The following is a 23,375-nucleotide window of genomic DNA, read 5'->3' as shown; positions in this document are numbered from 1 at the left end:
AAAAAACTCCTTTCATTCCAAAATCAGTATACATCACGCTGATAACGTTTTTGCTGTTGCATATCGGCAAGATAGCTTTCAGCTTGTGTGCGGCTCATACTGCCTTCAATTTCGATTATTTCTATAAGAGTATTATGAACGTCATGGGCCATGTTTTTCTCATCTCCGCAAATATAAACGGCTGCCCCTTCTTGTAACCATTTGAATAATTCCTCACTGTGCTCGCGCATACGATGCTGTACATATACTTTTTCTTCTGTATCACGCGAAAAAGCTACATCCATTTTAGTAAGTACTCCATCTTTAATCCACTTTTGCCACTCAGTCTGGTAAAGGAAATCCGTTACAAAATGCTGGTCACCGAAGAATAGCCATGATTTACCTTGCGCTCCAGTTTCTTCGCGTTCCTGCATAAATGAGCGGAACGGGGCAATTCCTGTTCCAGGACCAACCATGATGATCGGCGTATCCGGATTTGCCGGCAGCTTAAAGTTCTGGTTGTGCTGAATATAAATCGGCAGAACATCTCCTGGATTCAGCCGTTCGGAGCATAAAATAGAGCAGACACCTTTCCGCTCGCGTCCGTGGGCATCGTACCGGACGGCACCGATGGTCAAATGCACTTCTTCGGGATTAGCGGCTAGGCTGCTCGCAATTGAATAAAGCCTGGCCGGCATTTTACGAAGAATAGAAATAAATTCTTGTGCAGATACACTCCAAGGTCCAAAATCCCGGACTAAGTCAAGCAGATCCCGCCCATTTAAATATGCTTTCAATTTGTCCTGACTGTCTGGCGCTGTAAGTTCATTAAGATCCTCATTGGCTGATAGCTTCGCCGCCTGTTCAAGAAGCGGTTTGGTTAAAACGGTAATTTCAAAATAGGTTGTAAGCGCTTCTTGAAGCGAGCGGACTTCCCCTTTGTTATTGACCGTGACAGTTTCTTCAGGAGCCCAATTCATTTCCTTCAGAATCTGTTCAACCAAAACCGGATCATTTTCCGGATAGACGCCAAGTGAGTCACCCGGTTCATATGTGAGGCCGGATCCTTCTAATGATATCTCTAGATGGCGCGTTTCTTTGTTGGAGCCTCGGCCGTTTAAATTGATATTTTCAAGCACTTCCGCTTTAAATGGGTTTGTTCGTGAATACTCCGTTTCAGCTGTGGTAGTTGCTGACTGTTGAGTCTCAGCAGTTTTTCCATCTTGTGCTGCGCCCAGACCTTTAATCACTCCTTCAAGCCACTCGGCTGCCGGCTCATCAAAGTCCAGATCGCAATCAACACGATGATAAAGGCGGGTTCCGCCCAGCTCATCAAGCCTGGAATCAAATTCCTTTCCTGTCTGACAGAAAAACTCATACGAACTGTCTCCTAAAGACAGGACGGAAAAATGAAGATCATCAAGCTTTGGAGCACGACGGCCATGAAGAAACTCATGGAAGGACAGTGCATTATCGGGTGGATCTCCCTCTCCATGTGTGCTTACAACAATTAAAAGGTTTTGGACTTTTTTCAAATTGTTTGGCTTAAAATCGCTCATGGACGAAACGGTTACTTGAAACCCTTTTTCCTCAAGCGTTTTGCCTGCACGGGAAGCAAGACCTTGCGCATTTCCAGTCTGTGATCCGTACAAAATGGTCACATCTTTTGAAATTGCTCCTCCAATGTTACCTGCAGGAAGTACTGCAGAGGTAACCTCTTGTGTTCCCTGATCGGAAATAACCTGGGATCCAGCAAGATAACCGCTTAACCAAACTTTTTGGGATTCGGTCAAGGTTGGCAGAAGACGATTTAGGAGCTCTGCCTGCTCCTGATTAAACGGACTGTTCATTACCTGAAGTTGCAACGAAATCCACCTCTCAAAGGAAATATATACTTGATACATGTCATTAGTAATGACATGATCCACTTGTCTTATCTTTTACGTTTCGACTAATGCTATTATATAACTATTATTCTGATAAATAAACTCGGCTTTAAAAATTTACCTTTTCAAAAAAACTTCTCACTGAAAACTTTACCGAAAGATAAAGCATTAGTAAAATATATATAACTAATTATTGTTATTAATAATACTAATAATAAGGTGGGATATATTTTTGTACTATGACGCATTAAGAACATTTGTAACCCTTGCAGAAGTGAAGAATTTTACCAAAACAGGGGAATTGCTGCTCATGTCACAACCGAGTGTCAGTTTACATATTAAAAATCTCGAGAAAGAATTTCAAACCAAATTATTTGTCCGGTCGCCTAAATTGTTAAAAATTACTCCTACCGGCGAAATTTTATATGAACGTGCCAAGCAAATGATAACTATATACGAACAGACCCGACAGGACATTCTGGAACACCATAACTCCATAAAGGGAGAGCTAAAGATAGGAGCCAGCTTTACAATAGGCGAGTATATTTTGCCCTCCTTATTATTTGATCTGCAAAGAGACTACCCAGAGCTTGAACTGAAGGTGATGATCGGGAATACCGAAGAAATTACTGAATCTGTCAGGCTGTATAGCGTGGATATCGGCTTGATTGAAGGCCAAACAAACGAAACCGACGTTTCTGTTAACCCGTTTATGCAGGACGAGCTATTCATTGTTTCGTCCACCAGTCATCCGCTAGCTAGTAAGAAAGAAGCAACTATTGCAGACCTCCAGGATCAAGCATGGGTTACAAGAGAAGTAGGCTCAGGAACACGAGAATATTTAAACCATGTCATTCGGTCTAATGGTCTAAAAATAAAATCCATTTTAACTATCAGCAGCAATCAGGGAATTAAAGAAACACTTATTAATGGCATGGGACTTTCGCTGCTTTCCCGAAGTGTCATTGAAAGAGATATCCAGCATGGAAATCTCTCAATTGTAAAGCTAAAAAACCACTATTTTAACAGGACGCTTTCCTATATTTACTCACCAATCATGCAGGAGAAAAAGAATGTGAAGACCTTTATTAGTGCATTAAACAAAAAGTGGGTTAATAACAATGATGGAACTGAAGTTTGAACCTGATCTATTTAATGTTGCCCTAGTCGGATTGTTTATTAAAGAGTGTGATGCCCAATTTTATTAATCAGTTGGCAATTTACGAAGAAGAATAATTAAAAGGAGAACAATATGAATTTCAAATTTGAAGTTTTACCTATTGAAGAAGTTGAATGCTGCAGAGATTTGTGCAATGAACTTATGGCTTATCAAAAATCGAAATCCTGCATAAACCCTGAACTGTTTGACAATATGAATTTCGATACTAGGTTGGTCCCTTCAGTAAAAAGTGCAATTTACAATAATATTACAGTAGTTAAACACGATCAAAAAATAGTTGGCTATGTATATTCTAATATTTCTCCTAAAGAAACATACTCTAATGAATTTGCCACTTTTTTTGACCTTGCTTCTGTCAGAAAAAATAATGTAGGCTGTTTATCTCAATTTTATATTAAAGATGAGTATAGACATTATGGAATAGGATCTAAGCTTTTCAAAATGTCTATGGACTGGCTGGAGAAATTTGACGATGTAGAAGATTATTTTATCTTTGTCTCAAACGGCAATGATATCGCTTTGGAATTTTATAAACGTAAAGGGTTTTCTGTTAGCCATGATATATTGGATGGTTTTATTACAGTTTTACGAAACAGGAAGCAACCCGACAGTTTGATCGACGTTTCATAATAAATGCTGGTTTTCCGGGTCAGTACCCTCTGTTATAGTGAGTATGGAACTGACCCATTTTCCTGATGCAATTTTTTAACTTACACTACCCCGCTACTTTTCAGAAACTTCATTTCTTATGAAAGTGCCTTTTAGCTCCGCCGCATTTCTATGAGCTGTTCCCATTGCCGCTAAAAGGAAAATTCCTGTCACCACAAATACACTTTGGATGGGAAAAATTCCGCCTAGTAAACCGCCAATAATAGGACCTGCCATCCCGCCAAGTTGGTTTGCCGTTTGGCTCAAACTGAAAGCCCTTCCTCGGAAATCATCCGGTGTTACCTTTACTATAAGCCCATTTAAAGCAGGATAAACCGCACAGAAAAAGATACCATAAACGAACCGGATAATGGAAAAACCCCAAATATGGGTAAACAGAATTTGAGCTATTGTGCCCACTCCACCGCCAAGTAAACCAATAAATAAAACACGCTGAAAACCTGCTTTGTCAGCCCACTTTCCCCAAAAAGGGGCAAATATGACACTAGCGATACCGGGAAGTGAAAAAACAATACCCGCAATTAACGATTGATTATCAGAAGAACCACTTAGTTTCAAAATATATAGTGGAAAAACCGGCTCAATGATCATGACTGAACAACTGGTAACAAGTGATAAGATAAGCACCAGTAAAAGAGGACGGTTGCTGAGTGCCGCTTTGAAGTCCTTTCTAATGGAACCCTTTTCCTTAGCAGGAGTAAAGTTTTCCTCTTTTACCCAAAAAATAATCAGAAAAGTCGCCAGGCAAACAATTATTCCGCCGCTGGCAAATGCCCATCGATTCCCTGCTACCTCAGCAATTCCCCCACCTAGAAGGGGTCCGATAATCCCCCCTGAGGCAGAAGCTGAAGAAATAATGGATAGGGCATACCCCACTTTACTGCTTGGCGTATTTGTACCAATTAAAGCGATTGCTCCAGGAATAAATCCGCTTAACAATCCCTGTAAGATTCGCAAAACCAATATTTGATACGGATTTGTGGTTAAAGCCATTAACGTATAAATGATAAAAAGGGCAAATCCTGCCCGAATGATCATAGGTTTTCTCCCATATTGGTCAGCCATCCTCCCCCAAAATGGAGAAGCAATAGCACCTGCCAAAAAAGCAGAGCTAAATAAAAGCCCTGACCACATTTCTGTGTGTTGGTGTACACCTATTTGCAAAAGGAACATTGGCAAATAGGGAATTACCATGGAAAAACTAGCTGACGTAAAAAAGACCCCAATCGAAAGCACCCACAAATTTCGTTTCCACCTTACCATGCTGCCCATCTCCCGGCTGAAGAAATATTATAAATAATCAATTAGTTATACTAACATATAATACCATTATTTTCACTCCCGAAATATTCGGGTTATGAAATAATTTATTGCTTATAAATAATAAAGTCCCAGGCGGATATGAACACCTGGGACTTTGCTTATGTATGCAATTTACATACCAGCTGGATTCTTTTCAAAGCAAAAATTGTTGTTGGGTATAATGTAACCTTTTACAAAATATTCGTTAACTGTTATCCTGCGGTAGACCTCTTTCTAAAAAAAAAAACAGATCCTTTAAAAGGATCTGTTTTACCGGATATATTAAGCTTTTTGAACGTTTGTAGCTTGAGGTCCGCGAGCACCTTGCTCAACTTCAAAAGTAACTTTTTGACCTTCGTCTAATGATTTGAATCCTTCAGATTGGATAGCAGAGAAATGTACGAATACGTCGTCTCCACCTTCGCGCTCGATAAATCCAAAACCTTTTTCTGCATTAAACCATTTAACTGTACCTTGTTCCATTTTTGTTGCCTCCTAGTGTGTTAACCACACAATGTGTTACTATCCTTGCCCAAAGTGATCATCAAGACGAAAAGTCAAACAACTTATGCTATCCTTTACACCGAACAAAAATAATTCCTTTTTATTATAACAGGACAGCGGAGCGAAAGCAAATGGATAATAGTAATTAAAAATAATTGAAGACTTATTTAATATTTAAAGGGATAGGCCACCTATATGTCGAATGGGTATATGTAAATGAAAGGGATGACCCGATGGATAAAGTAACACTATTTAACTACCTGCAAAAGGCAAGCAAGGGGAACTTCTTTTCAACTGAGATTCCTGCTGGTACTATTAAAGAAAGCATTGCTATCAAAGAGCTGGTTGAAGAATTAGAAAAAGAAGGAAAAATAAAAGTAAGAGAATTTATTCAAAGAGAATACTCCGTTTATATACATGGAATAATTAAGTATGCATCCGAATAATCGGGTGCTTTTTACTTTGGCTTTTAAAATTAGTACTTTCCTATCTCATTGTCCGATATTAATGTTTATAGTTCAAGTGCTGCTAACGGAAGTTACAATTCAGGAGCTATTCAAGAGCCTCAGGAACAGCGTGATTAATGTAAAAAATGTTTTTTATCATTTAAATATAAAATAAAGGGCAACAACTATTGACATCGTTTTGCAGTTGATGTTATTATTAGAAATTTGATAAAAAAATAAGATTATGATATTATAAGAATACATTATAAGGAGGGGATTATTTGTTTGAAATTGGAGACCACATTATATATCCGATGCACGGAGCTGGCATAATTGAAGGAATAGAAGAAAAAGAAATCCAAGGGCAAATCCAGAAGTATTTTGTTATCAAGATACCTGTCAATAAAATGCAAGTACTTGTTCCTATTAAAAACATAACAAAGACAAGTATACGTTTGGTTGCTGACACGCTTGCGATGGACATTGTAATGGAAAATTTCCATTATGGAGAATCTGATAAATCATTATTCTGGAAACAGAGATATAAGATTAACTCAGATAAAATGAGGTCAGGCAAATTAAATGACGGCGCTGAAGTTGTTCGGGATTTAATGCGGATCCAAAAAGAAAAAAACCTTAATTCCAGCGAAAAACAAATGCTGGAAAATGCCCGCAAAATTTTTATTGGTGAATTAGGATTAATAAGAGGAATCTCAGAAGTACAGGCAACTGAGCTGTTAAAAGTCAGCCTATAGCGCGATCTATATTGCTACGCGTATTCCCTTCTTCTCTCCGGCTCATTTCGCAGTATATTACCTCTTTTTCCATTTCGACATTTCCCCCCATTCATTCATTTTCTTACCGTCTCTTTTACGCTGAATCCACTAATAAATATTCTTCTTAAAATTTTTATTTATTTCCCTCTTCAATCCAACAATTATGAACCGTTTTCTTTTTCATCCCCTTTTTAAGTCTATATGCGGTTAATTAAGCAATGAAAATAAAAAGTATGGAAAGTTTTTGTTAATCAAACAGGGTTGATTACCTAAGACTTTGGTAATCTTTATTTGCTATGCTATCCTTAATTAAACCTTATAAACATATTATTACTTTTTCTTGTACCAAAAGAACCTGCTCTTCAGATGAGCAGGTTTATTTATTATATTATAAAAGCAAAAAAACAGACCCTTTATCAAAAGGGTCTGTTTTATCCGAAAATATATTAAGCTTTTTGTACGTTTGAAGCTTGAGGTCCACGAGCACCTTGTTCAACGTCAAAAGTAACTTTTTGACCTTCGTCTAATGATTTGAATCCTTCAGATTGGATAGCAGAGAAATGTACGAATACGTCGTCTCCACCTTCACGCTCGATAAATCCAAAACCTTTTTCTGCATTAAACCATTTAACTGTACCTTGTTCCATTTTTGTTGCCTCCTAGTGTGCTAAACACACAGTGTTACTATCCTTGCCCAAAGTGATCATCAAGACGAAAAGTCAAAAACTTAAACTATCCTTTACACCGAACAAAAATAATTCTCTTTCATTGTAACAGTCATTGCAATGGAAAGCAAATTTAAAAGAAGCTGTTTTTAGATATTTTTTAAAAGACTCATTGTATCAGGTTCTATTCATTAAAACTTGTTAAAGAGGAACCCTTTATTTCATTACAATAAACCTAAGAAGTATAATTTCAACTACGTTCTCACACTTTAAAGTTATATAGGGGGTGGGAAAATGAAGCAGCAAAAAAGTTTTTCAACCGAAAGTAAAAGAACAGCAGAGAAGGAATCTACTCGGAATCAGCAGACTTCTTCAATGGCTGACATATTGAGCAGCGAACAGGATGAAATAATCATCCAGCAAGAAAGGCACAATAACGAATAAAAAACGCCATTTTTTCCTGGCGTTTTTCTGCTATTCTTTTCATATAATTAAATGCTGCCGACGCCTGCTATTCCTCGCTTACCTATTATGTTACACTATGTAATCATCTCTTAATAATGAATACATGTATAAATCATCAAATTTTCCATTTGTGCATTCATACTTCCTAAGTAAGCCTTCCCTTACGAAGCCGCTTTTTTCTACTAGCTTTTGAGAGGCGAGATTATCTGGCTCAATAAGTCCTTGGATTCTCATTAAACCCATTTGTACAAAACCGTAATGTAACACAGCATTAAAGGCTTCAGACATAATCCCTTTTTTCCAGTATTCTTTTGCCAGTTCTGCACCCGCATCAGCACGAGCATGGGTCCCGGAGCGGCTATGGATACCGCAGCTGCCAACCACTTTATCTTCCCCTTTTAAAGTGATCCCCCAGCGTATTCCTGTGCTCTCATCGAAAATCCTTCTGTACCATTCAATTTCATCCTCGGCATCCTTAATAGTTTCAAATGGTGCTAAACCGTAGTATTCCATTACTTCCTTATCAGAAAGATAATGAAGAATACTTGGGGCATCATCCTTTTTAACTTCCCTTAAAATAAGCCTCTCGGTTTCTAGAACAGGGAAATTCAATTTGTTTGAGTATGACATCATAGACTCCTTTTATTAATTGATATTAGTTCCATATTAGAAGAGTTATAGACTACTATTTCATCTTTGATTATTATTATCAGCTGGTCTAATTTTTTATTCCTTTCCTGGTCCAGCTTTATTTTTGATTTGATAAATCTGCTACTATTAGTAACAAATAAAATTTATCAGCAGGGAAGTCATCAAAACGTAAGTACCTTCTGATGCGTAAATAGTTGATATCCTACTGCTCAAGCATCATCCATCCATATACGACACAAATAACTATCACAAGGGAGCCAGCGGCAATCGCTGACATCTTTTTTATTAATTGGCCCTCCTCTGATTGAATGTTAAATATAGAAGCTCCCAGCATGACACGGGATGGTGAAGCCATTGTGGAATGAGATGCGGCGGTATTCTGAATAAATGCAAAGTAATCGGGGTTTAACCCCAGATTGCTTGCAGTTTGCACTTGCAATTTAATAAACATTGCATTCGATCCTGCATTGCTCCCCGTAAGAAAGCCCCCCATTCCTGCGATTAACCCAGAAATAATAATAAAACTGGACCCAAAAGCAGCACCTGCAGAGTTTGAAAGAAAATTTATCATTCCTGAAGCGGACATCACCTCTGACATAGCTACATAAGAAGTGGTTGTGATGGTAAAAGGAATCCATTGAGATACAGTTGATTTCCAAGATTGATATACGACTGAAGGCTGAATTTTAAAAGTGGCTACTGTTATCATACATGTAATAAACAGCCAAAAACCTGGAGAATACAGCAGTGCCAGCGAAAAAGAAAAAGCCGGCAAATCCAGCACACCATATGATGTTAAGAGATGGCGAATACCAGGAATTAAACGCGTAAGTAAAATAAAGAATGTAAGCAATATATATGGGCTCAATGCTTTTAGAATATTCGCGCTGTCGGCTTCTGCTCTTTCAGAAATTTGGACAAAGTCCTTCTTGTTAACTTCCTTTGTGAAACGAATCAAGAATAAACCTAATCCAGTTGTCACCAGTGAACTAAGCACTCCTGCTAATTCTACACTAACAAAGGCACTGAAGAAGTATATTGATAAGGCAAACAATAAAGAAAAAATAAGAACATGCTTCCAGTTTTCTTTAACAGCCTGCCAGCCTCCTGCAATAAATACCGAAATTAATAACAGATAAAAAAAGACGGGCGTACTAATAATTGCGCTGCCGGCACCAAGATTTTCAAGCGGAACACCGCTAAGATTGGCTCCTATGACAGCTCCGGTTGCCAATGCGCCCCAAGGAACAGCAAGAAGGCTAACCAAACCAATCAGCGAAGCTTTAAATGGAGTAAAGCCAAGTTCAACAAGGATTGGAGCGACTACCATGAAAGCTATGCCAAATCCGCTTGCCGATTCAACCAAAGGGGAAAATCCGATAACTAAAATGATCACGCGAAAAATTTGATTGTTTGTGGCCCGAGAAATAAATGAAGCCATTTGATTTATGGCACCGATATTTTTCATTAAGTGAAATAGGAGTATTCCAAAAAATAAAACATACGCCGCGATAAAGGAAACTAATGCTCCTTTTACAGAGGCCTGAGCGATCTGCCCCCACTCTAAATGAAAAGGAGAACTGAACAAAGCAATTCCTCCTGCCAAAAGGAAAGCCCCCATCCCAGCTTTTAAGGATGTTTGCTTAAACACGAACAGAAGAACGAAAACTATTAAGATCGGTGCTATTGCCAGAATAAAATCCATCAACACTTCCCCCGTTTTCACTAATGTTAAAAAATTCCTTTTTAGTAATCATTATCATACTTTCAATATACTTTAGTGAAGATTTTTCCGCTATAGATAATACTTTATAGCGCCGCCTCTCTATTTATATTCAACCAAAGATATCAAAAAGTACCCATCTTCAAGATTCATCTTGCCCCCTTTCTCTCCATCTAACGCGGCAAACTCCTTCCTCTTCTCTTGCAGAAGCTTTTCATATTAACCTGAAGATAAGCAAATTGAGAAAGATATCTTTCTATCTACCAAATCAACGGACGTTCTATTTTTTGTAAAGAGTGGAAAAAAATTTATAGGTTTCTTATTGACAATTAGTGTAAACGTAATTATAATTTGTCTTAAGTTAAGTTATCTCGAATTAAGAATATTTGACTGTAGTATAAAATACTAAGGGGGATTTAAATTGGCAAACGAAAAATGGGTAGTAGATCCAACACACAGCAGTGTAGAATTTTCAGTAAAGCATATGATGATCGCAAAGGTTAAAGGCGTATTTCATAATTTTAATGCTTCTATTGATGCAGACCCTTCAGATTTAACTTCTGCAAACATTGAATTCAGTGTAGATGCTTCCAGTATTGACACAAGAAATGGCGACCGGGATGCACATCTTAAATCAGGGGATTTCTTTGACGTAGAACAATATCCTAACATCACCTTTATATCTACAAACATTGTAAAAAAAGATGAGGATGAATACGAAATTACTGGAGATGTTACACTTCATGGGGTTACACGTTCCGAAACGTTTACAGCTACATTCGAGGGCCAGGGCAAAGACCCTTGGGGGAACGAAAAGGTTGGTTTCAGTGCAGAAGGAAAAGTAAACCGCAGCGATTACGGCCTGACTTACAATGCAGCCCTTGAAACAGGCGGCGTTCTAATTGGAGACCAAATTAAATTGTCCATTACCATTGAAGCCGGAAAGCAAGCATAATATGTTCAAAGAGCCTGGAATCATTGATAAATGATTTCAGGCTCTTTTTATTACAATATATATTTAAGCGTTACCCGTATTCACTAGCTAACTTAAGATATAGAAAACTAAAAAGCAGTTCCTATTAAAATTAATAGGTAATCTATGAAAACTTCGAAATAGTAGACTGCAATATTAGCTGAGATCTCACTGCAGCCAAGAGTAGACATACAGAGCAGTTTAATTTTCGCCAATCTTTTCATTAATTTCCTAACTTACTTCATCTAAAGAAAAAATTCTGATAGCAGTAAGATATCAATTGATATCTATTTGGTAGCATAGCGGGATCAAAGTGTGAGTTTCATGGGGAAACATAATGAGTGTATTAGCCAATAATTTTTTTGCTGAAAAGAGATTAAGTCGGCATTTTCGCCACAATCCTCAAAAGAGCATCCTATAGCATTAAGTTTGGCCTGCCAAAAACTGGACCGATAGAAAAGCGGCACTGCAGAATACTGAGCCGCTTTTTTGCTAACACAAGACTAAAGTTAAAAAAATATATTTTCCCACTGAATAAAAAACCCACCACAAGGGTGAGCGATTTGTTTTACTTTATCTTTACTCTCTTATTCAATTCATTTTCCAGCTTTTTGTACTGCATATACATAGCAGCACGCCAAGGAACAATCATTCCAAACGCAAGGATCCAGAACATCCCGCTCAGTTCTCCGACATCTATCGAGGAACTTAAAATCAGTTTCGCAATAATTCTGATGATCAAAAGTCCAATCAGGATAAAAGCAAAAGCTTTTGACCTTTTAAGATATATATGTTTGTCTCTGATTTCAAAATTAGATGTTTTTATTAATAAGATGGAAAATAGCAAACCTACTGTCAAAGCCTCTAAGACTTCCAATAATGTTACTCTGAACATAGGGTGAATAAACATAAGTGCCCCAGTACTCATAAAAATAGGGGGCAAAATTATTTTTCTGGCTGACACCGGCCGTTTTGCCGCTTTCATTCTGATAAACATCACCAGAATAGCCATGAATATAGCAAAACCAGTAGACAAATAAATCAAATATTTTCATTCCTTTATGTATGTAGGATAAAGTTCTCCCTTATTATAGCCTATAGAGATGGTGAAAAAAAGGATTCACTGGGAGGTAACTGAAATTTTATAGTTTAGAAAACTCTCCAATAGAAATACTTCATTTTGAAGGAATTCAATAGCTAGCTTTCCAAATCAGCAAAAAACCGTTAGAGCATTCTAACGGTCAACTGAGAACCCGGCTTACTGCTTCAAGTACCCGGTTTTCATCGAATGGCTTAATGATAAAATCTTTTGCACCGGCTTCAATTGCTTCCATCACCATTTTTTGCTGTCCCATAGCCGAACACATAATTACCTTAGCTTGGGGAAACTCCAGCTTAATTTGTTTTATTGCATCAAGACCGCTTAATTCAGGCATCGTGATGTCCATTATGACCAGATCAGGTTTAAGTTCACGGAACATTTCAATTGCCTGCCTTCCGTTCTCTCCTTCACCTGCAATTTCAAAATCAGCTTTTTTCAAGATATTACAAAGAGTTATTCTCATAAATTTTGCATCATCAACTATCAATATTCTAGTCACTGCTGGATCCTCCTCGCCATTGAAACCACGGTTGAAAATATATCGCCATAGAAAATAGATTATTTTACCTATATACATATTGTTAAATATAACTAACCTAAAGTCTAATATCAATGAAAAAAATGCGACAAAATTGGAATCAAAGTTAAGATAAAACTATTAAAATCCCGTAAAACCGCCAAAAAGCGGGGAAAGCCAGATAATGATTTTTGTCATCAAATCAAAGAATAATAAAATTCCCATAAAAATCATGATATACCCACCGACATTTACAATTATATGACTATGTTTTCTGATCCATTTCAGTTTTCCGATGAAGAAAGATAGGATGAAAAACGGAATCGCAAAGCCCAATATATAGGCAATCATGTAAAACAAGCTGGAGCTTGGATTGGTTGCAGCAAGCGCCAGTACAGCCATCAGGATAGGTCCTGTACACGGTGTCCATCCTGCAGCAAAGGCCATCCCAATTAATGATGAACCAAGGTAACCGCTAGGCCTCCGTTTAAATTCGAAACGCTTATCCTGCATAAGAAATTTCGGCTGGAAAAGCCCGATAATAACAAAACCGAAGAATACAATAACAATTGCGCCGATTTGTCTGATCAAGTCTTTATATGTGTTAAAGAAACTTCCTATAAATGAAGCACCAAAGCCAATTGCAATAAAAATGACAGAAAAACCGAGCAAAAAGAAAATAGTATGAAGCATACTCCGCCGCTGCAGCATAGCGTTATCTGTTTTTATTTCTCCTACACTCATACCAGTAATATAAGATAAAAACGCTGGATACAGCGGTAAACAGCAGGGTGAAATAAAACTAAGAACCCCTGCACCAAAGGCAAGGAAAACATTTACATCATTCATTACTTACAACTCCTAAATTGACCTCTTATATTATTCTAACAAATCAATACGTATAAAGATATGAATCCTTTTGTGAATTTTGTATGGCTGCTTAGATGTTTATTTATTCAAATAAGTTCTTTTTTCATCATATATTTGAATACAATTTTAATCATATTAGGCCTACTCATTTGAATTTAAATTCACACTCTATTATACTTATTTAATAATCCCAATAAATGAGAGGTCTCAGCCGTGTTAAAACAAGAGCTTCTTGAACTAATTGAAGAAAAGAGACTGGAACTATTCCTGGTAGTACTGAAAAATGGGTTGAGTTCTCATATCACCGTAAAACATAGCCAGGAATTAGACCGGTTATTAAACCTTTATAATACCAAATATTTAAAAAATAATATTAATTAAATGCTGTTACTCTCCGCTGCTTGGTCCACCGCAACTCTCCAGTCTTCCGTATCCACCGGCTTAAACTTAATGAACCGCATTTTCAAACCTGTCGGCCAATCCGTTTTGAAGCAAATACATTTTATAATATAGTCCCTGTTTCTGAAGAAGCTGCTGATGGGTGCCTCTCTCTACTATTTCTCCCTGGTGGAGCACAAGTATGGTGTCGGCATCCTGGATTGTAGAAAGCCTGTGAGCGATGGCAATGGTCGTTCGCCCTCTTCGCATTTTCTCAAGAGCAGCCTGTATGGCTTCCTCTGTCTCAGTATCAATGCTGGCTGTTGCCTCATCCAGCACCAAAATTTTGGGGTTGGAAGCAATGGTCCTTGCAAAGGCGATCAGCTGTCTCTGACCGCTTGAAAATGTAGAACCTCTTTCAGCCACTTTATGGTCATACCCCTCTGGAAGCTGTTCAATAAACTTATGCGCCTGTACAAACTCGGCAGCTTCACGAATATCATGATCAGATATCGCCTCTTTATTAAGCCGGATATTGTCTTTGACAGTCCCAAAGAATAAAAACGGATCCTGAAGAACCAGCCCCATTTTCCTGCGCAGCTCTTCATTATGATAATCCTTGATTGTGACTTCGTCTATTAGGATATCTCCCCTGTTGAATTCATAGAACCTCATCATTAAGTTAATAATAGAGCTTTTTCCGCTCCCAGTATGCCCAACAAGAGCTACAGTTTCTCCTGGCATGACAGTAAAAGATATATTTTTTAGAACATCTCTTTTGTCATCGTATGAAAAGCTGACATTCTTAAATTCAATTTTCCCTGCTGTAATGTTGTTAACGTCCCCACCCGTGTATGCCGGTGCTAATTCACCTTCATCCAAAACCTTAAATACACGGGAAGCCGCAATGATCGCCTGCTGAAATAACGATAATCGCTGCATTACCTGATTGACCGGCTCAAAGAATCGGTCTATGTAATTAATAAAAGCATACAGTACTCCTATTTCAATGGGCGATTGGAAGGATGATATTCCAAAATAGCTTAAAACGATCATAATAGCTAGAACATAAATCAAATCGATTGCGGGACGAAGCAATAATCCTTCCACTTTTATATTCTTCATTCCCGCCGAAAAATGCATTTCGTTTACTTGTTTAAATTCCTGGCGGAGCCGGCGTTCTTGATTAAAGACTTGGATTATCGCCATTCCTTGAAGAGATTCATTTATTTTTGCATTCATCTGACTAAGCCGTTCGCGCATTTCCTGATAAAATCTTGAACTGTGCTCCCTGTATTTCTTAATTACAAAATATAAGAGCGGCAGAAGAAAGAGACAGAATATTGCCAGCTTAACATTCAGGAAAAACATCGCGGTCAGAATTCCGCCAAGCAGGAAAAAGCTTTGTACAAATGTACCCAGTACAGTAACAAACATATCTTTTATTGCCTCGGTATCATTAGTGATCCGCGATACAGTACTTCCGCCAGGTGTTTGGTCAAAATACTTTAACCCCAGCTGATGGACCTTTGAGAAAGTATCAACTCTTAGCTCCTGTATGATCTTTAAAGCAATCTCCTGAAATTTTAGAAGCTGATAATAGCTAATAAAAAAATTCAGTACTTGAATGGTCAAAAAAGAGCCAGCAAGTATGGCAAGCGGTCCAAACACAATATTATTTTTCGTTAAATAATCGTCTAAGAAAATTTTCACCAATAATGGTCCTGCAATATCACCGAGCGTTGTTAAAAACAGGCAGAAAAAAGCCATCAAGATTAATTTCTTATGCGGTTTCGTATAATTCAGCAAGCGCTTTATAACAATTCGCTGCTCTTTGGCGCTTATTGTTTTAATTTTTTCTTCCATGTCCTCCTCCATGCTCTACAAGTTCTTCCAGCTGCTGACGGATGAACATGTCTTTATACCAGCCATGCACACTCATAAGCTGCTGGTGTGTCCCGCTTTGGACGATGGTTCCCTCGTTCAAGACTATAATTAAATTGGCGTGCTGGATAGCGCTCAGCCTATGCGCAGTAATAATTGTTGTTTTTCCGTTTCGGTTCTCCTTTAAGTTCTGCAGAATCATTTCCTCGGTACGGGCATCTACAGCAGATAAGGAATCATCCAGGATAAGCAGCTCCGGATTTTTAATAAGCGCCCGGGCAATTGAGATTCTTTGCTTCTGCCCCCCCGATAAAGAAACACCCCTTTCTCCGACCACTGTTTCATAGCCTTCTGAAAATTGCAGGATGTCATTATGGATATGTGCAGACTGGGCCGCATCCATTATTTCTGAATAACCCGCTTCCGGCCGGGCGAATGCAATATTATCAGCAACAGTTGCGGAAAACAGAAAATGATCCTGTGGAACATAACCTATCGAATTTCGAAAATGCTGGATACTGAATTCTTTAATTTCATTCCCTCCAAATTGGATGGTTCCTTCATATTGGTCAAATTCTCTTGTGAGCAGCTTTAGCAAAGAGGTTTTTCCTGATCCAGTTTTGCCGGCCACTCCCAGGGTTTCACCGCGTTTTAAATTAAATGTGATATTTTTCAAGACAGGATGGGCGTCGTCGGGAAACCGGAAGGCTGAAATCCGGAAAACTAAATCACCTGCCGGAGCACTTTGAATAGCATTCTCCTTATCTGCGATATCCGCTTTTTCGTTAAGAAGGTTTTGAACCCGGTCGTATGAAGCCCTGCCTCTTTCAACAATATTAAACAGCCAGCCAAATGCCAGCATAGGCCAGATTAATAAACCTAAATACGAAGAAAATGAAACAAGGTCTCCAATCGACATTTCGCCAGATAGTACAAAGCGGGCCCCAACAGCGACAGTCAAAAAATATGAGAGGCCGACAATTACCGAGATCGTGGGGTCAAATAATGCATCTACCCTGGCAACTGCAATGTTCTTTCTTACAACTTCAAAAGATTGTTTCCTGAAGGCATCAATATCTTCTTTTTCCTGCCCAAAGGTTTTAATCACTTTAATCCCATTAATACTTTCCTGGGTTTTATCATTTAAATCCGAGAACGCTTCCTGAGCTTTATGAAACCTATTATGCAAAAGAGTGCCGTAATAGCTTGTGAGATAAGCCATAATTGGCATAGGCAGCAGGCAGATCAGGGTAAGTTTCCAATTTATCAGTGACATGGCAACAATAACAAATCCCCCTGTAGCCAGTGAATCTACGAGTGTTAACACTCCTGCCCCAGCTGTCTGCTGAATTGCCTGCAGATCATTGGTGGCATGCGCCATTAAATCACCAATCCGTTTTCTTTTATAAAAAGCCTGCGACATATTTGTAAAATGGTCATACAGCTGATTTCGAAGCTGACGGGACAATTTAACGGCAGAACCGAAAATCATAATCCTCCAGTAATACCTCAGGCCATACATCACCAGTCCCGCAAGTGCAAGATATCCCATCCATTTAAAAAGTGTTTTAATTGTAAGCTCGCGGTTTTCAATTAGATCTACAATGATCCCAATTATTTTAGGAGGAACCAATTGCAGAACCGCGACCATGCATAGCAGCAATATTCCCAATATATAAGAGTTTTTTTCTTGCCTGAAAAACCACATTAATTGCCTGAAAACTTTCAATATGTATTCCCCCGAGTGAATTGTGGCGCGCATTTCGCCTTTTTTATAATCTAATCAAAAAAAGCCCTAATATTAGAATCCCTAAACAGTTTACCAAATTTTTACTATCTGATAAATAAGAATTTTTCAAGATTTTATCCTTTAAAATAATAATATCCATAAACCCTGAAAATCTTTCCTATGTAGACTCCAACACTTAATGAAAAAAGCAGAGTATAAAATTTCACTAACTTATATACTCTTGTTTGAAATGTTTTTTATTATTATTAAAAAATCATCCATAAAAGCTTTTGCTGTAGGGTAAATTCTAAAATTACTTTTGCAGCCAAATTTCCTCGTGATTAATAAAACATTTTTCATAATGAAATCTGCTTCCTCTTTAGTACCCCAAATCACGCCCAAGCTATTGATGATGCAATTTCTGCGTGGACAAAGAAGCCCTTCACTCCTATAAAATGAACTATTATGGTTCACCCAGCAAAATCCCCATTTGGCATTTTACTATTAAAACCTGAACGGAAATCCAATTGCAAAAACTGAATAGTTTCTGCAGGCGATTCAGGCAAATAAATCATTTGATGATAATTGTTCTGAAGCATTTCTCTATCCTGCTTGGTTGCGAATTGATTGGTTGTTAACAGAAAAGAAAAGTCCTACAGCCAGTCTCCAACCTCTATTTTATTAATTATCCCTTTTATCGTATGGTCTCCTTTTTCTTTTATGACCTCATAAAAATACAACCATTGTCGAAGAATTGAATATCAAATTCATGTTCCTTTATCAGGATGTACCTCTTTTCTAAGATCTTTCTTGCCGTCAATAAGTGAACTGCATTTGGCACCCAATACAGGTGTGCCAGCTATTTTTCCTTGCCTGAGGAACTAACGTCTGTAAAAGAGTATCAATATTGTTAATTCAGCTCACGTCCATTGAATTATGTTATTAAGCAAACATGCAATTTGATTATAGGGAAATATTCAGTGCCGGTCTACCTCTACGCTGACAGTAAGAATAGAATAGGAATAACTTGCAAGTTTAAACTTCCAACAAAAAACCACCTTTCAATGAGTGAGGACCCAATTGAAAAGTGGTTTCGGATTAGTTTATAGAAGACATTGATTTTAATGATGTTGTTTACTATTAAATGTAGTTTTATATCTCCCCTTGTTAAGAATCATTCACTTTATTACTCTCAAAAAAATGAATGACTCCTTGTCCCTTTTTTCTTCAACATCCCTAGTACGAAAGAAAACATAGGTTCATATACCATCAGTTTTTTTTGTTTTCCTGCCCCCAGTTTTCAAACAATTACAAAAGGATACAGCAAGTCAAACTGTATCCTACAATTCCCCTCACCGACAAGATGAGAAAAAAATGCATATTTTTCTTAGAAGTACATGCCTCTTCTTGAGCTAAAAAGGGCATTTTCCCAAGAAATCTGCTTTAATGATGGGTAATTGTATTTTGTGATGTGTCTGCATGAACTGAAATTGTTTCTTTAATTCCAAATGCAATGAAGGCACATACAATTACAGCAATACCTGAAAGGATGCCGATGAATGACAGGCCAAAACCATAATTGAACGCAATAGTGGCTATTATTGCTGGGAAGAAACCACCACCAATAATCTCACCGACCGCAAGCGGAACACCGATCGCAGCTCCTTTCACATGCTCCGGTACAGATTCAGCAGGAATAAGAGCGGTGAATATCGGATAAACTCCCTGACCGAATCCCCCGGCAAGTAACATCAATATAAATAACGCCCAGAAATTTGTTGGAGAGAAAAAGAACAATAAAGTAAATACTCCGCATAAAATCATGCCGGTTATCAATACTTTCTTTCGGCCTACCCGATCAGAAAGCGACGACAAAATCGGCATTCCTAAAAAGGCTCCAATTCCCCAAGCCGACATAATACCATTGGCGACTCCCAAGCTTAGACCCCTTTCTTGGGTCAAATAAGTTGCACCAAAAACGATAAACAGAATCGTCCAAGACATAAAAAATATCATAATAATAGTTGTAAGAATGACGTTCCTTGATTTAAATGGTTCTGTCCAGTTGACTTTCACACTCGTACTTGCAGCATGCTCTATTGTGACTTTCGGGGATTCGTTAACAAATTTCCAATGTACGATGGCTAAAATGATTCCCGGAATGAGTGTGAGATAGAAAACCATTCTCCAGTCGTGGAAAAAACCTATTACCGCTGTTACATACAACGGTCCAAGTAATCCACCCATTAAAGGGAAAGCAGATTGATGAATACCAATTACCATACCCCTTTTTTCTTTATCAGCTACATCAGTCAATAACGCTGTCGCCGAAGGGTAATAAGCGCCTTCCGCTGCTCCCATCAATGCCCGAACGCCAAGCATGGCACCGAAAGATTTTACAAAACCAGTTCCCCATGAAAGCAGCGTAAAGATAAATGTTGCAGGTACAATCACCCTTTTTCTGCCAATCTGGTCGGAGACCCCCCCACCGATATAAGCAAAAAATCCCCAGCTAATGGAAAGTACAGCAAAAATCCAGGAAATTTGAGCCTGATTCAAATGCAATTCAGGAGCTATGGCTGGCATTGCATAGCCGATAATCAGCCTATCCAGCGCCACAAAACCCCAAATTAGCCAATGAATTGTTAGCACTTTGGTCAAATAAGTATTTCTCCCCAAATTCAGCCCCCCTCAACAATTAGGATTTAATTAAACTCTCCATCGTTAAGTAATTTCGTTTATAGTGATCTGAAATCTCCGCTCCCGTGGTTATCCAAACATCTTTATGACTGGTAATATGATTTAGAGCCTTTTCAAGATATTTACTTCGATGCGGATGGCTAATAAGGAATGGATGGAGGGAAATAGCCATGACCCGAGGACTGTTTCCTCCTTCTTCATATAAGACATCAAATGTATCCACCATCATCTGATAGAATTCTTCACCTGTCCTGCCCAAGTCCAAAAATGCAGGGATATCATTAATCTCGATAGAGTACGGAACAGAGATCAAAGAATTTTTCCTCACCTTTAAAGGATATGGCTGCTCATCATTAACCCAATTGGCTACATATTCAATGCCCTCTTCCGCCAAGAGATCCGGTGTATTAAAGGTTTCGGTCAATGCAGGGCTAAGCCATCCCTTCGGTCTTACGCCAGTCGACCTTTCAATGGTGCTGATTACATCCTTGATGACGATCCTCTCTTCTTCTTCAGTCATATTAGCCATAAAACGCGAATTTGTTTGTCCATGACCCATCCATTCCCAACCTAACTTATTTCCTTCCTCAATGATTCTAGGATAATGTTCACAAACCTCAGAATTTAATGCTACAGTCCCTCGCACTCCGTATTTCTCCATAATTTCCATCAATCTCCATATCCCGACGCGTACTCCGTAGTCACGCCAAGAATAATTAAGGATATCTGGTACCAGGCCTACCGTCACAGGAACAATCGACGTGGAAGGACGGTCGATATGAAAGTGTTCAATATTTGGAATGACCCATAGGGCGACTCTTGCATTATTTGGCAACTTAAATGGTTTCCGATCAATAATTGGTGAGTAGTCAAAACGTGTATTGTTCATATTTTTTCTCCTCCAATTTGTTAATGATTGAGAGAATCTCAATTAGATTGGATTATCTAATTCTTCCAGATAAGATATTACATCCTGTGTCCCTGTCACATCGGCATACTTGGCTTGTAAATCTAACAAACTCTGCTCATGGGCACTTTGTAACCTATCGCCAACAGCGTCACTCACCACAATCGGCCGGTATCCACTCGAGATAGCATCTACTGCAGTTGCACGTACGCAGCCGCTAGTGGTGCACCCGGTAATGATTAATGTATCTACCTGTTGTGAAACCAAGCGAGGAATCAAATCGGTTCCAAAAAATGCAGAAGCATACTTTTTAACTAAAAGCATCTCATTATTTTGGTACTCCAGGGCAGGATTTACTTGTACCTCTGGCGTGTGGTTGCGTAGAGTAATTACCCCCTTTTGCTTCCTGGCCCATACCCCTGCATCCTTTAAATCTCCATCATCATATGCAACAGTTGTAAAGATAATTGGAATTTGTTTTCGGCGGGCAACATCCAGAATCTGTTTAATCTCGACTATTTGCTTGTCTAGATTGGCGGCCAATAACATTTCCGGATTTTTGTAATCCGTAAAAGCATTTACCATATCGATTACAAGGATTGCAGGGCGTACTCCAAACCCAATCGTTAAACCAAACCCCCTTTCTTTTAAAAATTGTTCTTCCTCCATATTAAAGCCATTTTGAGACAACTCACGTCCCCCTTTCCATAAAAACTTATCCAAACTTAATCAAACTATTACAATTGTGATTATACAGGCACGGACTAAATACAGTCAATTATAAATATTCTGAAAATTTTCAACAAAATTCGACTTAAAGTTAGCCCGTAATTCTTGTCATAAATATTCTCATTTATTTTGTTACTTATTTTGTTATACTTGGAATAACTGCATACTCAATTGGTTCTACTTTGTTTAATTATCTTGTGCAGGGGGAGATTATTATTGTTTATATCTATAAATGAAGCATCAAAACTTTTAGGTATATCTCCGACTACAATACGACGTTTAGAAGAGAATGGACAAGTGAAAGGTTATGGAATCCGAGTCCATTACACACCTGGCGGGCAAAGGCGTTATTCCGTTGCGGAGATTGAACAATATTTTATCAGCCGGGGTTTTTTTGGAAAAATTGGATTTGGTAAAAGCCCTGTTTTATTAGTAGTTGATTGTATTAATGCGTTTACAAGCAAAGAGTCACCAATGCATGGCGATTGGAACAAAGAAGTAGAAAATATTAATGATCTTGTGTATGCAGCCCATAAAACAGACTGTCCGGTAATCTTCTCACATTCGTATTATGAGGACGGGGACCCAGGGCTAACAATATGGGCCAAGAAAATAGAAGGAATGAAAGCCCTTACTCCTGATTCAAGCTGGGTTCAACTAGATAATAGAATTAAGCAGAAAAAAAACGATATTCATATCTACTCTAAATATGTTTCAATATACTATCAGTCAACTCTGTTAAACGAATTGAGAAAGCATAATTGCGATACTTTAATTATTTGTGGCTTTTCAACAAGTGGTGCTATTCGGGCTGTATCAGCGGAAACCATTCAGTACGGGATACGACCTATCGTCCCAATGGAAGCTGTAGGTGACCGAGATGAACATGTACACAGGAACAATCTATCAGACCTAGATAGAAAGTTTGCCGACGTGCTTTCAGTTGCTGAGGTAATTCAGTATTTATTCGGCCGAACGAAGTAACTATTTTCACAATGTTTGTCCGCGATACCTCTTCCCAGACAGAAAAATATTGAAGCAGCTAAATAATTGGGCATTTATATTAAAATTGTCGTACATACTAAGTTGGTTACTTTACACCCAGTGCCTATGAACATCAACTTGTGAAACGGTCAATAAGAGTGGAAAAAGTAATGATTTGCTATTAGAAACTGACTTATCCATTCCATCTATAGAATCGAATGATTGGTACTGTTGTATATGAGTATTTCAATTTCTCCATTATTCTCTGTCCCGAGAGAGACGCTTGCCCTAAAAAATTGCATGACAAATAGAATTGTCACAAGCTAAATTTTATTTATCAGATAAAGTTTTAGCGA

At 38.2% G+C, this 23,375-nt stretch carries 23 protein-coding genes; 8 read left to right on the top strand and 15 right to left on the bottom strand.

Going from position 1 to position 23,375, the window contains the following annotated elements; translation table 11 throughout:
• Window positions 1-23: 23 nt before the first annotated feature.
• Complete coding sequence (locus CVD28_RS17165; RefSeq protein ID WP_101594119.1) at window positions 24-1,844, bottom strand: assimilatory sulfite reductase (NADPH) flavoprotein subunit; 1,821 nt, start codon at window positions 1,842-1,844, stop codon at window positions 24-26.
• Window positions 1,845-2,097: 253 nt separating this feature from the next.
• Between CVD28_RS17165 and CVD28_RS17160 the strand changes: the two genes are divergently transcribed.
• Both CVD28_RS17160 and CVD28_RS17155 read left to right on the top strand, forming a co-directional pair.
• The gene (locus CVD28_RS17160; protein ID WP_101594117.1) at window positions 2,098-3,006 is read left to right on the top strand and encodes a LysR family transcriptional regulator; all 909 of its coding nucleotides are present in this window, start codon (window positions 2,098-2,100) and stop codon (window positions 3,004-3,006) included.
• A gap of 111 nt (window positions 3,007-3,117) precedes the next feature.
• On the top strand, window positions 3,118-3,675 hold the full coding sequence (locus tag CVD28_RS17155) for a GNAT family N-acetyltransferase (RefSeq protein WP_101594115.1): 558 nt from the start codon (window positions 3,118-3,120) through the stop codon (window positions 3,673-3,675).
• A 93-nt stretch (window positions 3,676-3,768) separates the two neighbouring features.
• On the opposite strand, the gene CVD28_RS17150 is transcribed toward CVD28_RS17155, so the two are convergent.
• Both CVD28_RS17150 and CVD28_RS17145 read right to left on the bottom strand, forming a co-directional pair.
• Window positions 3,769-4,977 (bottom strand): MFS transporter, encoded by a 1,209-nt coding sequence (locus CVD28_RS17150; RefSeq protein WP_101594113.1) that lies wholly within the window; start codon window positions 4,975-4,977, stop codon window positions 3,769-3,771.
• A gap of 321 nt (window positions 4,978-5,298) precedes the next feature.
• On the bottom strand, window positions 5,299-5,499 hold the full coding sequence (locus CVD28_RS17145; RefSeq protein ID WP_101594111.1) for a cold-shock protein: 201 nt from the start codon (window positions 5,497-5,499) through the stop codon (window positions 5,299-5,301).
• Window positions 5,500-5,753: 254 nt separating this feature from the next.
• On the opposite strand from CVD28_RS17145, the gene CVD28_RS17140 reads away from it, so the two are divergent.
• Window positions 5,754-5,966 (top strand): hypothetical protein, encoded by a 213-nt coding sequence (locus tag CVD28_RS17140; protein WP_101594109.1) that lies wholly within the window; start codon window positions 5,754-5,756, stop codon window positions 5,964-5,966.
• 281 nt (window positions 5,967-6,247) lie between these two features.
• The gene (locus tag CVD28_RS17135) at window positions 6,248-6,721 is read left to right on the top strand and encodes a CarD family transcriptional regulator (RefSeq protein ID WP_180954196.1); all 474 of its coding nucleotides are present in this window, start codon (window positions 6,248-6,250) and stop codon (window positions 6,719-6,721) included.
• A 467-nt stretch (window positions 6,722-7,188) separates the two neighbouring features.
• Here the strand turns inward: CVD28_RS17135 and CVD28_RS17130 are convergent, their stop codons facing one another.
• The gene (locus CVD28_RS17130; protein ID WP_101594107.1) at window positions 7,189-7,389 is read right to left on the bottom strand and encodes a cold-shock protein; all 201 of its coding nucleotides are present in this window, start codon (window positions 7,387-7,389) and stop codon (window positions 7,189-7,191) included.
• Window positions 7,390-7,701: 312 nt separating this feature from the next.
• Here CVD28_RS17130 and CVD28_RS28175 point away from each other — a divergent pair, with 312 nt between their 5' ends.
• Window positions 7,702-7,851 (top strand): hypothetical protein, encoded by a 150-nt coding sequence (locus tag CVD28_RS28175; RefSeq protein WP_180954195.1) that lies wholly within the window; start codon window positions 7,702-7,704, stop codon window positions 7,849-7,851.
• A gap of 90 nt (window positions 7,852-7,941) precedes the next feature.
• On the opposite strand, the gene CVD28_RS17125 is transcribed toward CVD28_RS28175, so the two are convergent.
• Together CVD28_RS17125 and CVD28_RS17120 are read right to left on the bottom strand one after the other, a co-directional pair.
• Entirely contained in the window at window positions 7,942-8,502 is a 561-nt protein-coding gene (locus CVD28_RS17125) for a GNAT family N-acetyltransferase (RefSeq protein WP_101594105.1), read from the bottom strand.
• Between the two features lie 223 nt (window positions 8,503-8,725).
• Window positions 8,726-10,228 (bottom strand): L-lactate permease, encoded by a 1,503-nt coding sequence (locus tag CVD28_RS17120; protein ID WP_101594103.1) that lies wholly within the window; start codon window positions 10,226-10,228, stop codon window positions 8,726-8,728.
• 439 nt (window positions 10,229-10,667) lie between these two features.
• Here CVD28_RS17120 and CVD28_RS17115 point away from each other — a divergent pair, with 439 nt between their 5' ends.
• Window positions 10,668-11,201 (top strand): YceI family protein, encoded by a 534-nt coding sequence (locus CVD28_RS17115; protein WP_101594101.1) that lies wholly within the window; start codon window positions 10,668-10,670, stop codon window positions 11,199-11,201.
• Between the two features lie 586 nt (window positions 11,202-11,787).
• On the opposite strand, the gene CVD28_RS17110 is transcribed toward CVD28_RS17115, so the two are convergent.
• The 3 genes from CVD28_RS17110 to CVD28_RS17100 all read right to left on the bottom strand — a co-directional run bounded on the left by CVD28_RS17110 (window position 11,788) and on the right by CVD28_RS17100 (window position 13,687).
• A complete protein-coding gene (locus CVD28_RS17110) occupies window positions 11,788-12,264 on the bottom strand; it encodes a CcdC family protein (protein WP_101594099.1) in 477 nt (158 codons plus the stop codon).
• 196 nt (window positions 12,265-12,460) lie between these two features.
• Window positions 12,461-12,820 (bottom strand): response regulator, encoded by a 360-nt coding sequence (locus tag CVD28_RS17105; protein ID WP_101594097.1) that lies wholly within the window; start codon window positions 12,818-12,820, stop codon window positions 12,461-12,463.
• Window positions 12,821-12,979: 159 nt separating this feature from the next.
• Window positions 12,980-13,687, bottom strand: coding sequence for a cytochrome c biogenesis CcdA family protein (locus CVD28_RS17100; protein WP_101594095.1), 708 nt, complete (start codon window positions 13,685-13,687; stop codon window positions 12,980-12,982).
• 234 nt (window positions 13,688-13,921) lie between these two features.
• On the opposite strand from CVD28_RS17100, the gene CVD28_RS17095 reads away from it, so the two are divergent.
• Window positions 13,922-14,089: an aspartyl-phosphate phosphatase Spo0E family protein gene (locus CVD28_RS17095; protein ID WP_101594091.1), complete on the top strand. Its 168-nt coding sequence runs from the start codon at window positions 13,922-13,924 to the stop codon at window positions 14,087-14,089.
• A gap of 66 nt (window positions 14,090-14,155) precedes the next feature.
• On the opposite strand, the gene CVD28_RS17090 is transcribed toward CVD28_RS17095, so the two are convergent.
• The 6 genes from CVD28_RS17090 to CVD28_RS17065 form a co-directional block, all read right to left on the bottom strand.
• Entirely contained in the window at window positions 14,156-15,952 is a 1,797-nt protein-coding gene (locus CVD28_RS17090; protein WP_101594089.1) for an ABC transporter ATP-binding protein, read from the bottom strand.
• Window positions 15,936-17,699 carry an ABC transporter transmembrane domain-containing protein gene (locus tag CVD28_RS17085; RefSeq protein WP_101594086.1) on the bottom strand — a complete coding sequence of 588 codons (1,764 nt, stop codon included), beginning with the start codon at window positions 17,697-17,699 and terminating at the stop codon, window positions 15,936-15,938. The genes CVD28_RS17090 and CVD28_RS17085 overlap by 17 nt, the downstream gene beginning before the upstream one ends.
• 470 nt (window positions 17,700-18,169) lie before the next feature.
• Complete coding sequence (locus CVD28_RS28860; RefSeq protein ID WP_257985898.1) at window positions 18,170-18,298, bottom strand: hypothetical protein; 129 nt, start codon at window positions 18,296-18,298, stop codon at window positions 18,170-18,172.
• A gap of 844 nt (window positions 18,299-19,142) precedes the next feature.
• Window positions 19,143-20,378 (bottom strand): MFS transporter, encoded by a 1,236-nt coding sequence (locus CVD28_RS17075; RefSeq protein WP_101594080.1) that lies wholly within the window; start codon window positions 20,376-20,378, stop codon window positions 19,143-19,145.
• 19 nt (window positions 20,379-20,397) lie between these two features.
• The gene (locus tag CVD28_RS17070) at window positions 20,398-21,288 is read right to left on the bottom strand and encodes a polysaccharide deacetylase family protein (protein ID WP_101594077.1); all 891 of its coding nucleotides are present in this window, start codon (window positions 21,286-21,288) and stop codon (window positions 20,398-20,400) included.
• A 42-nt stretch (window positions 21,289-21,330) separates the two neighbouring features.
• Window positions 21,331-21,996, bottom strand: coding sequence for an isochorismatase family protein (locus tag CVD28_RS17065; RefSeq protein ID WP_257985897.1), 666 nt, complete (start codon window positions 21,994-21,996; stop codon window positions 21,331-21,333).
• Between the two features lie 255 nt (window positions 21,997-22,251).
• On the opposite strand from CVD28_RS17065, the gene CVD28_RS17060 reads away from it, so the two are divergent.
• Window positions 22,252-23,019, top strand: a complete 768-nt coding sequence (locus CVD28_RS17060; RefSeq protein WP_257985896.1) for an isochorismatase family protein — start codon at window positions 22,252-22,254, stop codon at window positions 23,017-23,019.
• The last annotated feature ends 356 nt before the right edge of the window (window positions 23,020-23,375 follow it).

It is taken from the genome of Bacillus sp. M6-12, assembly GCF_002860285.1.
Classification (GTDB): Bacteria; Bacillota; Bacilli; order Bacillales; family DSM-1321; genus Peribacillus.
Note: the sequence above shows the minus strand (reverse complement) of the source record. Positions and strands in the feature narration are given on the sequence as shown.